This window comes from Hydrogenophaga sp. (genome assembly GCF_041913525.1).
Lineage (GTDB): Bacteria > Pseudomonadota > Gammaproteobacteria > Burkholderiales > Burkholderiaceae_C > Hydrogenophaga.
In genome coordinates, this window is record NZ_JAYSFD010000004.1 from 1 (window position 1) to 15,484 (window position 15,484).

The following is a 15,484-nucleotide window of genomic DNA, read 5'->3' on the forward strand; positions in this document are numbered from 1 at the left end:
TCTTCGCCGTGGCCGACTACGGCCTGGAGGCCGATCTGTTCTCGGCCGTGCCGGAACTGGTCAAGAGCCTGTAATCACCGCCCTTAGATCTCACCGCTCCCCATTGACGACGTTCAGGGCGAGCGGTTTTTTTTGTCTGGAGAACACCCATGAGCTACATCGCCCCCGTCAAAGACATGCTGTTCAACATCGAGCACCTGGCCCGCATCGACCAGGTGGCCCAGATGCCCGGTTTTGAAGACGCTGGCCTGGAGACCGCCCAGGCGGTGCTGGAGGAATGCGCCAAGCTCAACGAGGGCGTGATCGCCCCGCTGAACTGGGAAGGCGACAAGAACCCTTCGTTCGTCAAAGACGGCGTGGTCACCACCACCCCCGGCTTCAAGGACGCTTACAAGCAGTACGCCGAAGGTGGTTGGCAAGGCCTGCAGCACCCGGCCGACTTTGGTGGCCAGGGCCTGCCCAAGACCATTGGCGCGGCCTGCGGCGAAATCCTCAACAGCGCCAACATGAGCTTCGCGCTGTGCCCGCTGCTCACCGACGGCGCCATCGAAGCCCTGCTGACCGCGGGCACCGACGAGCAGAAAGAGAAGTACCTGCCGAACCTCATCAGCGGCAAGTGGACTGGCACCATGAACCTGACCGAGCCGCAGGCCGGCTCTGACCTGGCCGCCGTTCGCACCCGCGCCGAGCCCCAGCCCGACGGCACCTACAAGATCTTCGGCACCAAGATCTTCATCACCTATGGTGAGCACGACATGGCCGAGAACATCGTGCACCTGGTGCTGGCCCGCGTGGTGGGCGCACCCGAAGGCGTGAAGGGCATCAGCCTGTTCGTGGTGCCCAAGTTCCTGGTCAACGCCGACGGCTCGCTGGGCGCGCGCAACGACGTGCACTGCGTGAGCATCGAGCACAAGATGGGCATCAAGGCCAGTCCCACCGCCGTGCTGCAGTACGGCGACCATGGCGGCGCCGTGGGCTACCTGGTGGGCCAGGAGAACCGTGGCCTGGAGTACATGTTCATCATGATGAACGCCGCCCGCTACGCCGTGGGCGTGCAGGGCATCGCCGTGAGCGAGCGCGCCTACCAGAAGGCCGTGCAGTACGCCCGTGACCGCGTGCAAAGCCGCCCGGTGGACGGCAGCTTCACCACCGCCGCGCCCATCATTCACCACCCCGACGTCAAGCGCATGCTCATGACCATGCGCGCCGTCACCGAGGGCTGCCGCGCCATGGCCAGCGTGGCCGCTGCCGCCTACGACGCGGCCCACCACCACCCGGACGCCGAGGTGCGCAAGCAGAACGCCACCTTCTACGAATTCCTGGTGCCGCTGGTCAAGGGCTACAGCACCGAGATGAGCCTGGAAGTCACCAGCCTGGGCGTGCAGGTGCACGGCGGCATGGGCTTCATCGAAGAAACCGGCGCCGCCCAGTACTACCGCGACGCCAAGATCCTCACCATCTACGAAGGCACCACCGCCATCCAGGCCAATGACCTGGTGGGCCGCAAGACCGCGCGCGACGGCGGCGCATCGGCCAAGGCGATTGCCGCCCAGATCGAGAAGACCGAAGCCGAACTGAAGCAAAACGGCAGCGCCGATGCGCTGGCGGTGGCCAAGCGCCTCACCGCTGCGCGCGAGGCCTTTGTGGAGGTGGTGGACTTCATCGCCGCCAACGGCAAGGGCAACCCGGCTGCCGCCTACGCAGGCAGCGTGCCCTACCTGATGCTGGCGGGCAATCTGATGGCGGGTTGGCAACTGGCCCGTGCGCTGCTGGTGGCCCAGGACCAACTGGCCAGCGACGAGGCCTTCATGAAGACCAAGATCACCACGGCGCGCTTCTACGCCGACCACGTCCTCAGCCGCGCCCCGGGTGTGCGCGACGCTATCGTGGACGGCGCCGACGCCGTCACCGCGCTGGCCGCCGAGGCCTTCTGATCGCGACCGGGGTTCTGTCGCCACAGCGTCAGAACCCCCTGCAGCCGTGCCACAAAATCCAGAGCAACACCACACGGAGACAACATGACAGCACCCGCACGCTACCTTCCACCCGTCCTGCAGAAACTGCGCTTTCCGGTGATCGGCTCCCCGCTGTTCATCGTGAGCAATCCCAAGCTGGTGATCGCCCAGTGCAAGGCCGGTGTGGTGGGCTCCATGCCGGCGCTTAACGCCCGTCCGGCCGCGCAACTGGACGAGTGGCTGGCTGAGATCACCGAGGCCCTGGACGCCCACAACAAGGCCAACCCTGACAACCCGGCCGCGCCGTTCGCGATCAATCAGATCGTGCACAAGAGCAACGACCGGCTGGAGCACGACATGCAGATGTGTGCCAAGTACAAGGTGCCCATCGTCATCACCAGCCTGGGGGCGCGCGAGGACGTGAACCAGGCTGTGCATGCCTGGGGTGGGGTGGTGATGCACGACGTGATCAACAACGTGTTCGCGCACAAGGCCATTGAGAAGGGTGCCGATGGCCTGATTCCCGTGGCAGCAGGCGCTGGTGGGCACGCCAGCGTGAAGAGCCCGTTTGCCATGATTCAGGAAATTCGCGAGTGGTTCGGCGGCCCGGTGGCGCTGTCGGGCTCGATCGCCTCGGGCGGTGCCATCCTGGCGGCCCAGGCCATGGGCGCTGACTTTGCCTACATCGGCTCGGCCTTTATTGCCACGCACGAAGCCCGTGCGGTGGACGAGTACAAGCAGATGATCGTGGCCAGCAACTCCGACGACATCGTCTACAGCAACTTCTACACCGGCGTGCACGGCAACTACCTCAAGGGCTCTATCCGCAACGCGGGCATGGACCCCGAGAACCTGCCGCAGAGCGACCCGAGCAAGATGAACTTCGCCACTGGCGAGGGCTCGAACGCGGCCAAGGCCTGGCGCGACATCTGGGGTTGCGGTCAGGGCATTGGTGCCATCCGCGATGTGGTGCCCACGGCCGATCTGGTGGCTCGTTTCAAGCGCGAGTACGCCGAGGCCAAGGCCCGCATCTGCGGCGCTTGAGTCTCGAGTGACCTCAACAAAAAACCGGCTGAGGCCGGTTTTTTGTTGGCTGCGTGGCTCGCATCAACGCGCCAGCGTGCGCGACAGCAACTGGGCATCCAGCACGCCAGGGCCTTGCGGGTGTGAGGCCACCCGCTCCACGTGGCGTTTCACGGTGGCAATGCCGGCTGCGGGTGCCACCCAGCGGGTCTCGCTCTCGCCCTGGCTGGTCACCCACTCGATGCGGTAGGCGTCGAAGGTGCCCGCCGGCACGGTGACCTTCTCGAAAGCGGTGACCTTGAAGTCCGTGGTCACGGGCGTTTTCTGACCGGTGGCCTGCACCGTGACCGTGTTCACTGAGCGCCATGTCTTGCCCACCGTGAGCGGCCAGGCGTAGTCCAGCGGTGGGTCGTAAGACACATAAGGTTTTCCGGCGGGGGTGAGCGAGGCCACCTGAGCGAAGCTCACCGGGTCGTGCAAGGAAACACCGGCCTGCGGTGCGCCAAAGGCAATCACCGGTTTGCCTTCCCAGGTGGCTGGCGCATGGGTCCACACCACCTGGCCGTCGTAGGTCCCAAAGCTGCCAGAGCTGATGCGGTGGTAGGTGGAGACCGTGCCCATGGGGGGAATGCCCATGCGCTGGGCGGTCGGGGGCGGGGTGGCGCAAGCGCTCAGCCACACCGCCAGCGCGGCGGCGATGGGCAGGGCGAGCACGTGGCGACGCTCGGGCAGTGAATCCATTGGGTTCTCCAGGGTCAGGCGCAACCGTGCGCCCGTTGGATTCAGTCTAGGAGCGCGTGCTTCAGGTGAATTGATTGCAATCAATCAACACGCGATTCCTTGATGCCCAATTCAGTGGCGCTGCTCCAGTGCCTTGGCCATGGACTTGCCCAGTTCCACGCCCCACTGGTCAAAGGCGTTGATGCGCCAGATGGCGGCTTGCACGAACACCTTGTGCTCGTACAGCGCAATGAGTGCACCCAGGTGCCTGGGGTCCAGGCGGTCGAGCCACAGCAGCTGGGTGGGCACATTGCCTTCGAAGCTGCGGTGCGCGGTCATGGTCTCGTCCGCGCCGTCACCAGGTGCTCCCCGGTTCAACATGGCGCGGGTGTCGTCGGGCGAGCGACCACGCGCCATGGCCTCGGCCTGGGCCCGCATGTTCAGGTTCACCAGTCGGTGGTGCGTGCCGGCCAGGGGCAGGGGGGTGTCTTCGTCGAGCACGCCGATGAACTCCACCGGCACCTTGTGGCGCCCCTGGTGAATGAGCTGGAAGTAGGCGTGCTGGCCGTCCATGCCCAGGCCGCCCCAGACGATGGGCCCGGTGTCTACCGTGGCCGGGGTGCCGTCGGTGTGTGTGTGCTTGCCGTTGGACTCCATGTCCATCTGCTGCACAAAGGGCGTGAAGCGCGCCAAGCGCGAGGCATACGAGACCAGCAACTGCGAGGGCATGCCCAAGAAGTTGCGGTTCCAGATGCCGTGCAGGGCGAGACGCACCGGCAGGTTGTCGCTCAGCGGGGTGTGGCGAAAGTGCTCGTCCATCGCATGGCCACCGGCCAGCAGCTCACGAAAGGCCTGGGCGCCCACGGCAATGGCCAGCGGCAGGCCCAGCGACGACCACAGCGAGTAGCGCCCGCCCACCCAGTCCCAGAACAGAAAAGTGCGGTCGGGGCGATAGCCCAGGCGCGCCGATTCGGCTGGCGTGGCGGTGATGGCGGCGAGGTGGTCGCTCACGCGATCGGGCGGGCAACCCTGGTCGATCAACCAGCGCTGCGCACTGGCGGCGTTGGTGAGCGTTTCCTGGGTGGTGAAGGTTTTGGACGAGACGATGAACAGCGTGCGCCGCGCGTCCAGCGCCTTGAGCACCCGCCACAGCGCCCAGGCGTCGGCATTGGAGACGTGGTGCACCCGCACGCGGGGGTGCGCCAGGTCTTCCAGTGCGTCGCAGGCCATGTGGGGGCCCAGGTTGGAGCCGCCGATGCCGAGGTTCACCACGTCGGTGATGGCCTCGTCGGTGTGGCCCGTCACCGAGCCCGCGCGCACCGCCTCGGCGAAGTCGCCCATGCGCTCGAGTTCGCGGCCGACGTCGGCCGAAATGGCGGCGCCCCAGGGGCCAGGCGCTTGGCCGCCACGCAGGGCCACGTGCAACACGGCGCGGTTTTCGGTGGCGTTGATCGGGTCGCCGCGGAACATGGCGTCGCGCTGGCCGGCCACGTCAGACTGTTCGGCCAGGTCCACCAGGGCTTGTTCGATCGCGGGGGTGAGCCGCTGGCGGCTGGCGTCCAGCGTGATGCCGACGGCGTTCAGGCGCAAGCGCTCGGCGCGGCTGGGGTCTTGGTCCAGCAGGTCTCGAAGGTGGGGTTGGGGCTCGGCGGCGAGTTGGCTCAGTCGTTGCCAGGCCGCGAGGTGGATGGGCAATTGCATGGCCCGTGATTGTCTATGCACTTGAAGTGTTTTTTGTTACCGGCTCCCCCGATTGGGTGAGTCAGCCGTTTCGATGCCACTGGCGGTGAGGTGCAACACGCGCTGGGCGCGGGCGGCGGCGGCCTCGGAGTGGGTCACCAGCAAGAGCGCGGCCCCATTGGCCTGCGTCTGCGCCTGCAGCACGTCCATTACGCGGGCGGCGGTCTGGGGGTCGAGGTTGCCGGTGGGCTCGTCGGCCAGCACCAGCGGCGGGCGGTGCACCAGGGCGCGGGCGATGGCCACGCGCTGCAACTGGCCGCCCGAGAGCTCGGCGGGCAGGCGCTGCCCCAGCCCGCCCAGGCCCACGGCCTCCAGCATCTGGGCCACACGCGCGTCGTCGCGCTGGCCCAGCAGCAGCAAGGGCAAGGCCACGTTTTGCGCCACGTCCAGGTGGGGCAGCACGTGAAAGGCCTGGAAGACGAAGCCCAGGTGGGCGCGGCGCCAGTGTGCCTGCTGGGCTTCATCGAGCTGGCCGAGGTCCACCTCGTCGTGCCAGATGTGGCCCGATTGCCAGGTGTCGAGTGCCGCGAGGCAATTGAGCAGGCTCGATTTGCCCACGCCCGATTCGCCCACCAGCGCCACGAACTCGCCCGGCGTCACGGTGAAGCTCACGTCGCGAAACACCGGGGTGTCGCCGTAAGACTTGCCCAGGGATTGCACGCGCAGGCTCATGCGGGGTCTCCCAGCCAGCGCTGCACGGTTTGCATCACCTGCTGCGCCGCATCGGGCGCGTCGCACGGCACTACCTGGCGCAGCGGCATGGAGCGCAGCCAGGTGAGCTGGCGCTTGGCCAACTGGCGCGTGGCGAAGATGCCCTTGTCGCGCAGGGTGGCCAGGTGCGCCGGGTCCAGCGGGTCTTGTTCGTCCAGCGCTTCCCACACTTGCCGGTAGCCCACGCAGCGCATGGACGGCAGATCGGGGTGCAGGTCGCCGCGCGCGCGCAGGCGGCGCACCTCATCCACCAGGCCGGCGCTGAGCATGGCGTCAAAGCGCTGCGCGATGCGATCGTGCAGCCAGGCACGGTCTTGCGGTTCCAGCGAGAGCAGGTGCTCCGGTGCCAGGGGGCTGTCGGGGTTGGCGGTGCGCCCGCTCTGCCAGGCCGAGAGCGGCTTGCCCGAGACGAGGTACACCTCCAGCGCGCGCTGGATGCGCTGGGCGTCGTTGGGGAAGAGGCGGGCCGCAGTGGGCGGGTCCACCCGCGCCAGCTCAGCGTGCAAGGCGGGCCAGCCCTCGGCGCGTGCCTGGGCCTCCAGGCGCTCGCGCACGGTGGCGTCGGCGGGAGGCATGTCGTCCAGGCCCACGAGCAGCGCCTTGAAGTACAGCATGGTGCCGCCCACCAGCAAGGCGGTGCGGCCGCGGGCGGCGATCTCGGCCACCAGCCGGGTGGTGTCGCGCACGAAGGCGGCGGCGCTGTAGGCTTCGGTGGGTTCGATGATGTCGATCAGGTGGTGCGGCACCTGTGCCAGTTCGTCGGCCGATGGCTTGGCGGTGCCGATGTCCATGCCGCGGTACACCAGGGCCGAATCGACGCTGATGATTTCCACCGGCCAGCGCTGCGCGATGGCCAGCGAAAGCGCGCTTTTGCCGCTGGCCGTGGGGCCGGCCAGGGCGATGCAGCGGGGTGCTGTGGCAGGCATGCGATCAGCGCCCGTTCGCCACCAAACGCTGCGGCGCCGGGCGGGCCTCGCCGTGGCGCTGCACCAGCGTCCAGGCCACGGCGGCGCAGGCCACGCCCCAGAACCAGATGCCTTGGGTGAGCGGCAGCACGCTGTCGCCCGCGCGGGCCAGGGCCGGGCCGAGCCAGCCGCCCATGGCAAAGGCCACCACCATCATGATGAAACCCGATAGCGCCGAGGCCGCGCCGGCCGACTGCGGAAACGGCCCCACCGCGCCACTCTGGCCACAGGGCTGGTGCACACCGTGGGCCACCATGAACAGATAGAACGGCGGGAGGATGGCCCACAGGCTCTGCACACCGGCCAGCGCCAGCACGCCCATGAGCGTGCCGCCGATCAGGCTGAGGGCGCCCGCCAGGGCCACTGTGCGGCGTACCCCGACACGGCTGAGCAACCATCGGCACACAAAGGTGCCCACGATGTAGCTCAGCGACATGCTGAACATGGCCAGGCCGTACTGGGGTTTCGTCAGGCCCAGCACCTGAATGAACACAAAGGACGAGGCGGCCAGGAAGGTGAAGAGCCCGCCGTAGGAGGCCGTGGCCAGCAGGGCCCACGCCAGGAAGGTGGGGTGGCGCGCGATGCTGAGCCAGGTGGGCAGCACGCGCGAGGGCGAGAGGGCTTGCGGGTTGCGCTGGGCCAGCGTTTCCTCGAAGCGCCAGACCACCATGCCCAGCGTGGCCGCGCCGAAGATGGCGATCAGCATGAGGGCGGCAGGCCAGCCCAGGCGGTCAGACGCCAGGCCGCCCAGCGGCGCGCTGGCGCAGGCGATGATGCCCAGGCCGCTGAGGCCCTTGGACATCACGCGGGCGCCATCGACCGGCTGGTACAGGTCGCGCACGATGGCGCGCGCGCACATCACCGCCGCACCCATGGCGGCACCCTGCAGCGTGCGCCAGGCAATGAGCGATTCCATGCTGCCGGCCAAGGTGCTGCCCACCGAGGCGGCCACGAAGGCCGACAGCCCCAGCAGCAGGATGGGGCGCCGCCCGAAGCGGTCAGACAGCGGGCCCCACAGCAGTTGCGAGCTGCCAAAGGCCAGCAGCAGGGCGGAGAGGGTGTACTGGGCCTGCGAGACAGGGGCGTTGAAGCCCTGGGTCATGGCCGGCAGGGCGGGCAGGTACAGATCGGTGGCCACGGGTTGCAGCCCCAGCAGCATGGCCAGGAGCAACACCACCAGGCCCGGCGACATGGCGTTGACGGAAGCGGGGGAAGACATCCACCCGAGGGTATCAGAAGGCCCCCGGGGCGACGCCCGCTCAGCGAATGGCCCAGGCCGCTTGCGGCGCGGGCAGGCCGAACAGCTCGGCCAGGGCCAGCCGGTACTGCGCCATGCCCACCGCGTTGGTGTTGTGGTGGGTGCCACCGTCCACCAGCACAAAGGCCTTGCGGCCGGTGGCGGCCTCAAACAGGCGCTGGCCCAGCTCGGGTTTGATGAGGGCGTCGTCGCTGCCGTGCACCACCAGCAGCGGTGAGCCAATGTGGGGCACACGGCGCACTGCCTCGAAGCGCTGGGTGATCAGGGGCGAGAGCGGCAGCCAGCCCCATTTGAAGGTGCTCACCACGTCGGGAATGGAGGTAAAGGTGCCTTCCACCAGGGTGCCGGCCTCGTCGTTCACCTCGGCGGCCAGGCCGATGGCGATGGCCCCGCCCAGGGAATGGCCAAAGATGTAGCGCGGGCGCTGGGGGTGGTGTTCGGCCAGCCAGCGCCAGGCGGCCATGGCGTCTTCGTGGGCCAGGGTTTCCGAGGGCAGTTGCGGCGTGCTCTTGCCGAAACCCCGGTAGTCCACCGCCAGCACCGAGAAGCCGAGTTCCTGCATGCGGCGAATGCGCATGGCCGAGCCGGTCACGTTCCAGCGGGCCCCGTGCAGGTAGAGCAGCACCGGCGCATCGGGCCGCTCGGCCAGGCTGGCCGAGGGGTGCCACAGGCCATGCAGTCGCACGGGCTCACCCGTCTCGGCCGAGGTGAAGTCGATCCAGACATCGGCCATTTCGTCGGCCAGGGCGGCGGCCCCGCCCCAGGTGCGGTCGGATGGCTGGAAGATCCACGCCCGCTGTTTTTCATCCAACGTGGCGCAGCCGGCCAGCAAGGCGGCCGTGGCGAGCAGGGCGGCGATGAGGCGTCTCATGGCGGTGATGGAGCGCGGCAGACGGAAAAAAGTTCAGCCCGGCCGAATGGCACGGGCTGAACCTTTAGCAAGAATCGTGTCCGTCTGTTCGGACCACCGGGCATGGCGCCACGGCACCGGGGCCTGGGCCCCGGGTCAGGGCGTCAGATCACGCCCTGGGCGAGCATGGCGTCGGCCACCTTCACGAAGCCGGCGATGTTGGCCCCGTCGATGTAGCTCACGCTGCCATCGGCGCGCTGGCCGTGCTTGACGCAGGCGGCGTGGATGCCTTGCATGATCTGCAGCAGGCGAGCGTCCACTTCGTCGCGGGTCCAGGACAGGCGCATGGCGTTCTGGCTCATTTCCAGGCCCGAGGTGGCCACGCCACCGGCGTTCGATGCCTTGCCCGGTGCGTACAGCACGCCAGCGGCTTCAAACGCCTTGGCCGCTTCGATGGTGGAGGGCATGTTCGCGCCTTCGGCCACGCACAGCACGCCGTTCTGGATGAGGGTCTTGGCGTCGTTCTCGTCCAGTTCGTTCTGGGTGGCGCAGGGCAGGGCCACGTCCACCGGCACGTGCCAGGGGCGCACGCCGGCCTCGAACTTCACGCCGGTGCGGGCGGCGTAATCGCTCACGCGGCCGTAGTGGTGGTTCTTCACGTCCATCAGGATGGCCAGCTTCTCGGGGGTGAAGCCGTCCTCGTCAATGATGGTGCCGCTGGAGTCGGACACGGTGATCACCTTGGCGCCCAGCGCCATGGCCTTTTCCACCGCGTACTGGGCCACGTTGCCCGAACCCGAGACCGACACGCGCAGGCCAGCAAAAGACTTGCCGCGGGTCTTGAGCATTTCGTCGGCGAAGTACACCGTGCCGTAGCCGGTGGCTTCGGGGCGGATCAGCGAGCCGCCGAAAGACAGGCCCTTGCCAGTGAACACGCTGGCGGCGTTGTTGGACAGCTTCTTGTACATGCCGGCCATGAAGCCGACTTCGCGGCCACCCACGCCGATGTCGCCGGCCGGCACGTCGGTGTCAGAGCCCACGTGGCGGAACAACTCGCTCACGAAGGCCTGGCAGAAGCGCATCACCTCGGCCGGGCTCTTGCCCTTGGGGTCGAAGTCCGAGCCGCCCTTGCCACCACCCATGGGCAGGGTGGTGAGGGCGTTCTTGAAGGTCTGCTCAAAGGCCAGGAACTTCAGCACCGACAGGTTCACCGAGGGGTGGAAGCGGATGCCACCCTTGTAGGGGCCAATGGCCATGCTGTGCTGGATGCGGTAGCCCTTGTTCACCTGCACCTGGCCGTGGTCGTCCACCCACGACACGCGGAACATCACCACGCGCTCGGGCTCGACCAGGCGCTCCAGCAGGCCTTGCTCGGCGTACTTCGGGTGGGCCTGGATGAAGGGCCACAGGCTTTCCATCACCTCGGTGACGGCTTGCAGGAACTCGGGTTGGCCGGGGTTGCGCTGGGCGACATAGGCCAGGAAGTCGTGGACGGACGCGTGTTTCATTGTGGGGAGGCTCCAAAAAAGTGCATGGCATTATGCGAAAACCGCATTCCGTCATTCAAAAAGCACCTTTTTGGCGCAGCTTTGCCGCGAAAAGCCCGTGGTGGTGGCTCTTTGCACCAGATTGGATCAGCGCCCGCGCAAAAACAGGGCGTCGAGTTCGCGCAGGGTGAGCTGGCGCCAGGTGGGGCGGCCGTGGTTGCACTGGTCGCTGCGCTCGGTCACTTCCATCTGGCGCAGCAGGGCGTTCATCTCGTCCAGCGTGAGGCGCCGGTTGGCCCGCACCGCGCCGTGGCAGGCCATGGTGGCCAGCAGTTCGTGCTGGGCGCGCTGCACCACGCGGCTGGCGCCGTGCTGGGCCAGCTCGGCCAGCACGCTGCGCGCGAGTTCCACCGGGTCGCCCATGGCCAGGGTGCTGGGCACGGCGCGCACGGCCAAGGTCTTGGGCGACAGGGCGGTGATCTCCAAGCCCAGCGCCTGCAAGGCTTCGCCAGCCGTCTCGGCGGTGGCCACCTCGGTGGGCGTGGCCGCGAAGCTGGCCGGGATGAGCAGGGGCTGGCTCTGCACCTGGTGGGCGTCGAGCTGTTGCTTCAAGCGCTCGTACACGATGCGCTCATGCGCGGCGTGCATGTCCACCACCACCAGGCCCTGCGCGTTTTCGGCCAGGATGTACACGCCCTGCAGTTGCGCGATGGCGCGGCCCAGGGGCCAGTCGCCTTCCGGCAGGGGGGGCGGCACGGCGTCGGCTGGGGTGGCGGGCTCCGGCCAAGGCACCGCGCTGGCGGACGGTGAGGGCGCGCCGGCCCAGGCAGCGGGGGTCGCACCGGATGAAGCCCTCGCTGCGGTCTGGCCCCACAGCGCGCCCACATCGCTCACCCGCTGCCCCACCTCGGGCTCGCGCGGTGCAAACGCCAGCGGGGTTTGCCGTGCCGGTGGCGCCCACGGGGCTGGCGCGGGTTCGGTGCCCGTGGCCGCCGGACGGGTGGTGTCGTTGAGTTGCTGGGCCCGGGGCGCGGCCAGGGCCGCTTCCACCGCGTGCAGCACGGCCTGGTGCACCTCGCGGCTGTCACGGAAACGCACCTCGATCTTGGTGGGGTGCACGTTCACGTCCACGCGGGTCGGGTCCAGCGCCACGTAGAGCGCGTACACCGGCTGACGGTGGCCGTGCAGCACGTCTTCGTAGGCGCTGCGCGCGGCGTGCGTGATGACCTTGTCGCGCACGTAGCGGCCGTTCACATAAGCGAACTGCATGTCGTTGCGCGAGCGCGCGGCGTCCGGCAGGCCGGCAAAGCCCCACACCCGCACGGCGCTGTAGGCACCGGCCTCGATGGGCCAGTCCACCGCCACCGCCTGTTGGATGAAGTCTTCGCCCAGCACGTCGGCCAGGCGTTGTCGCAGCGGCTCCAGCCCTTCGCCGGGCGCGGCCCGCCACTGCGCCACCAGCTTGCCTTCGTGCCAGATGGCAAAGCCCACGTCGGGTCGGGCCAGGGCATGGCGGCGCACGGCCTCGATGCAGTGGCCCAGTTCGGTGGGGTCGCTCTTGAGGAACTTGCGCCGCGCCGGCGTGGCAAAGAACAGCTCGCGCACCTCCACCGTGGTGCCGCGGGTGCGGGCGGTGGGCTCCAGCGCGCCGCTGCGGGCGTCAAGCAGCCAGCCGTGGGGCTCAGCGTCGGTGTCCACCCGCGTGAGCAACGAGACCTCGGCCACCGAGGCGATGGCGGCCAGTGCCTCGCCGCGAAAACCCATGGTGCCCACCGATTCCAGGTCGTTGAGGCTGGCGATCTTGCTGGTGGCGTGGCGCTTGAGGGCCTGCGGCAGCTCACCGCGCGGAATGCCGATGCCGTCGTCTTCCACGGCGATGAGGCGAATGCCCCCGCCCAGCAGGCGCACGGTGACGTGCGAGGCACCCGCGTCCAGGGCGTTGTCCACCAGCTCGCGCACCACCGAGGCGGGGCGCTCGACCACTTCGCCCGCGGCAATCTGGCTGATCAGCTCGTCGGGCAGTTCACGGATGGGGCGGCGAGGGGGCAGGCTGGTCATCGCGGGATTGTAGGAATCCGCCGCCCATAATCCCGGGCATGGACCTGATTGCCTTTCTCATCGATTTCATTCTCCACGTCGACCAGCACCTGCAGGCTTTTGTGCAGGCCTATGGGCCGTGGGTGTACGCGCTGCTGTTTCTCATCATCTTTGTGGAAACCGGCGTGGTGGTGATGCCGTTCTTGCCGGGCGATTCGCTGCTGTTCGTGGTGGGCACGCTGTGCGGCGCGGGCCTGATGAGCCTGCCGCTGGCCATGGCGCTGCTGGTGCTGGCCGCGGTGCTGGGCGACCAGGTGAACTATTCCATTGGCCGCTACTTCGGGCCCAAGGTGTTCAAGTGGGAGAAGTCGCGTCTGTTCAACCGCGACGCCTTCAACCAGGCCCATGCCTTCTACGAGCGCTTTGGCGGCATCACCATCATCATTGCCCGCTTCATGCCCTTCATTCGCACCTTTGCGCCCTTCGTGGCGGGCGTGGCCGAGATGACGCGCAGCAAGTTCACCGCCTACAACGTGGCCGGTGGCGTGATCTGGGTGGTGGGCCTCACCAGCGCGGGCTACTGGTTTGGCAACCTGCCGTGGGTGCAGGCCAACCTGAGCAAGATCATCTGGGCGCTGATCCTGGTGCCGGGCCTGCTGGCCATCTTCGGTGCCTGGCGCGCACGCCGCCAGGCCGAGCAGGACATCGCCGCCCGCTGAACACGGCCTGAGCCGGCTCAGACCTGCCGGTTGCGCGCCAGCGGCGGGTTTTGCGCGAAGTAGCGCTTGATGCCCCGCAGCAGCGCGTCGGCCAGCTGGTTCTGGTAGTCGGGGTCGTTCAGGCGCTTTTCTTCGTCGGGGTTGCTGATGAAGGCGGTCTCGACCAACACGCTGGGGATGTCGGGCGCGCGCAGCACCGCGAAGTTGGCCTGCTCCACCCGGGGCTTGTGCAGCTTGCCCACGCGCTTGACCTCGCCCAGCATCGACGCGCCCAGCTTGAGGCTGTCGTTGATCTGGGCGGTGGTGCTCATGTCGAGCAGGGTGCGCATCACGGTGGCGTCTTTGGCGCGCACGTTGATGCCGCCCACCAGGTCGGCGGCGTTTTCCTTGTCGGCCATCCAGCGCGCCGCAGCCGAACTGGCGCCGCGCGTGCTGAGCGCATAGACGCTGGCGCCTTGCGGGCGCTCGCTCATGAAGGCGTCGGCGTGGATGCTGATGAACAGGTCGGCCTGCACACGCTGGGCCTTGGCCACCCGCATGTTCAGTGGCACGAAGAAATCGGCGTCGCGCGTCATGTAGGCGCGCATGGGGTTGCCGTTGACGCTGGTGGCGTTGATGCGCTCGCGCAGCTTGTGCGCGATCTGCAGCACCACGTTCTTTTCGTAGGTGCCGGCAGGGCCGATGGCCCCCGGGTCTTCGCCGCCATGGCCGGGGTCCAGCGCGATCACGATGAGGCGCTCGGTCTGTGGCAGCGGTGGTGGCTGGTCTTCGGCCGCGCGCTGGGCGGCCGGGGTGCGGGGTTTGCTGGCGGGCTCGATGGCGGCGCTGCGCGGTGTGCTGGTGGGTGCTGAAGGCGAGGTCGGCAGCTTGGGCCGGTCGCGCTGCGCGATCAGTTCGCCCAAGGGGTCGGGCTCGGCCTTCACGCTGGCGCCCAGTTCGCGCGCCTCCAGGCCCAGCAGGCGGGCCGCGCGCGAACTGGCCTCGTCCAGCTCTTGCAGGCGCTGGCTGATGAGCTGCTCCAGCGGGTCGGGCGGGTTGGCGGGGTAGAGGTCAAACACCAGCCGGTGCTGGTAGGCCGCCACCGGTTCCAGGTGAAACACCTGCGGCACGATGGGCTGTTTCAGGTCAATCACCAGACGCACCACGTTGGGCGCGTTTTGCGCCACGCGAATGCCGGCGATGTTGGGGTCGTTTGATTGCAGTTGCCCCACCAGCTGCCGCAGCCCGGGCAGCAGGTCAATGCCTTCGATGTCCACCGCCAGGCGCGGCGGTTGCGGCACGAAGGTGGAGCGCGCGCTCAGTGGCACGTCGGACTCAATCGTCACGCGGGTGTAGTCGGGGGCCGGCCAGATTCGCACCGACAGGGCGGTGGCGCCGCGGGCGAGGTGCTGCACCCCCAGGGTGAGCACCACCACGCCGGCTTGAAGGAAATCGCGTCGAGGCAGTCCGCGCATCAGCTCAGGCAGGCCAGCAATTCGCGGCCAATGTCGGTGTGGGCCTGGGCGTGCACCCGGCGGGCGTCGTCGTGGTCGGGCGAGGTGTTCATCGGGTCGGGTTCGATGGACAGGGTGAGGTCGATGGCGGGCAGGTGGCCTTCGGCGCGCTCGGCCCACTCGACGAGCTTGAGCCCGGGGCTGGCGAAAAGTTCGCGAAAGCCGGCGTCTTCCCACTCGCGCGGGTCGGTGAAGCGGTAGAAGTCGAAGTGCCAGATGGACAGTGGCTCGCCCGGTGGCATGAGCGGGCAGTCGATGGCGTTGTGCGGTTCCACCACCGCGTAGGTGGGACTCTTGATGCGCCCGCGCACGCCCAGGGCGCGCAACAGGTGCCGCACGAAGGTGGTCTTGCCGGCGCCCAGGTCACCTTGCAGCGCCAGGGTGGCGTGCGCCAGCGCGCGGCAGGTGGCCAGGCGCTGCGCAAAGCGCAGCGTGTCGTCCTCGCTGGCCCAGCGACCGAGCCAGGTGTCGGCGCCGCTTCCTACAATGGGCGCGCCATGGAGACGGGTGTGAATGCTGCTCAATT

The 15,484-nt window shown here is 68.2% G+C and carries 13 protein-coding genes; 3 read left to right on the top strand and 10 right to left on the bottom strand.

All coding sequences use genetic code 11. The features are described from left to right. Positions 1-149: 149 nt before the first annotated feature. A complete protein-coding gene (locus ACE3RQ_RS06810) occupies positions 150-1,934 on the top strand; it encodes an acyl-CoA dehydrogenase (protein ID WP_374521207.1) in 1,785 nt (594 codons plus the stop codon). An 84-nt stretch (positions 1,935-2,018) separates the two neighbouring features. Beyond that, on the top strand, positions 2,019-2,999 hold the full coding sequence (locus tag ACE3RQ_RS06815) for an NAD(P)H-dependent flavin oxidoreductase (RefSeq protein ID WP_374521208.1): 981 nt from the start codon (positions 2,019-2,021) through the stop codon (positions 2,997-2,999). Between the two features lie 63 nt (positions 3,000-3,062). Here ACE3RQ_RS06815 and ACE3RQ_RS06820 read toward each other — a convergent pair whose 3' ends face one another. The 8 genes from ACE3RQ_RS06820 to mutL form a co-directional block, all read right to left on the bottom strand. After that, complete coding sequence (locus tag ACE3RQ_RS06820; RefSeq protein WP_374521209.1) at positions 3,063-3,719, bottom strand: hypothetical protein; 657 nt, start codon at positions 3,717-3,719, stop codon at positions 3,063-3,065. A 111-nt stretch (positions 3,720-3,830) separates the two neighbouring features. Then, complete coding sequence (pgi, locus tag ACE3RQ_RS06825; protein ID WP_374521210.1) at positions 3,831-5,399, bottom strand: glucose-6-phosphate isomerase; 1,569 nt, start codon at positions 5,397-5,399, stop codon at positions 3,831-3,833. A 36-nt stretch (positions 5,400-5,435) separates the two neighbouring features. Then, positions 5,436-6,110 (bottom strand): ABC transporter ATP-binding protein, encoded by a 675-nt coding sequence (locus tag ACE3RQ_RS06830; RefSeq protein WP_374521211.1) that lies wholly within the window; start codon positions 6,108-6,110, stop codon positions 5,436-5,438. Continuing rightward, positions 6,107-7,075: a tRNA (adenosine(37)-N6)-dimethylallyltransferase MiaA gene (miaA, locus tag ACE3RQ_RS06835; RefSeq protein WP_374521212.1), complete on the bottom strand. Its 969-nt coding sequence runs from the start codon at positions 7,073-7,075 to the stop codon at positions 6,107-6,109. Before miaA ends, ACE3RQ_RS06830 begins: the two co-directional genes overlap by 4 nt. 4 nt (positions 7,076-7,079) lie before the next feature. Further along, a complete protein-coding gene (locus ACE3RQ_RS06840) occupies positions 7,080-8,333 on the bottom strand; it encodes a multidrug effflux MFS transporter (RefSeq protein ID WP_374521213.1) in 1,254 nt (417 codons plus the stop codon). A 40-nt stretch (positions 8,334-8,373) separates the two neighbouring features. Beyond that, entirely contained in the window at positions 8,374-9,243 is an 870-nt protein-coding gene (locus tag ACE3RQ_RS06845; RefSeq protein ID WP_374521214.1) for an alpha/beta hydrolase, read from the bottom strand. Between the two features lie 143 nt (positions 9,244-9,386). Then, a complete protein-coding gene (gdhA, locus tag ACE3RQ_RS06850) occupies positions 9,387-10,730 on the bottom strand; it encodes an NADP-specific glutamate dehydrogenase (RefSeq protein WP_374521215.1) in 1,344 nt (447 codons plus the stop codon). Between the two features lie 126 nt (positions 10,731-10,856). Then, positions 10,857-12,767 (bottom strand): DNA mismatch repair endonuclease MutL, encoded by a 1,911-nt coding sequence (gene mutL / locus ACE3RQ_RS06855; RefSeq protein ID WP_374521216.1) that lies wholly within the window; start codon positions 12,765-12,767, stop codon positions 10,857-10,859. Positions 12,768-12,805: 38 nt separating this feature from the next. Between mutL and ACE3RQ_RS06860 the strand changes: the two genes are divergently transcribed. After that, positions 12,806-13,465, top strand: coding sequence for a DedA family protein (locus tag ACE3RQ_RS06860; protein ID WP_374521217.1), 660 nt, complete (start codon positions 12,806-12,808; stop codon positions 13,463-13,465). A 17-nt stretch (positions 13,466-13,482) separates the two neighbouring features. On the opposite strand, the gene ACE3RQ_RS06865 is transcribed toward ACE3RQ_RS06860, so the two are convergent. Then, the gene (locus ACE3RQ_RS06865; protein WP_374521218.1) at positions 13,483-14,919 is read right to left on the bottom strand and encodes an N-acetylmuramoyl-L-alanine amidase; all 1,437 of its coding nucleotides are present in this window, start codon (positions 14,917-14,919) and stop codon (positions 13,483-13,485) included. Beyond that, positions 14,919-15,473, bottom strand: a complete 555-nt coding sequence (gene tsaE / locus ACE3RQ_RS06870) for a tRNA (adenosine(37)-N6)-threonylcarbamoyltransferase complex ATPase subunit type 1 TsaE (RefSeq protein ID WP_374521444.1) — start codon at positions 15,471-15,473, stop codon at positions 14,919-14,921. Before tsaE ends, ACE3RQ_RS06865 begins: the two co-directional genes overlap by 1 nt. Positions 15,474-15,484 lie beyond the last annotated feature (11 nt).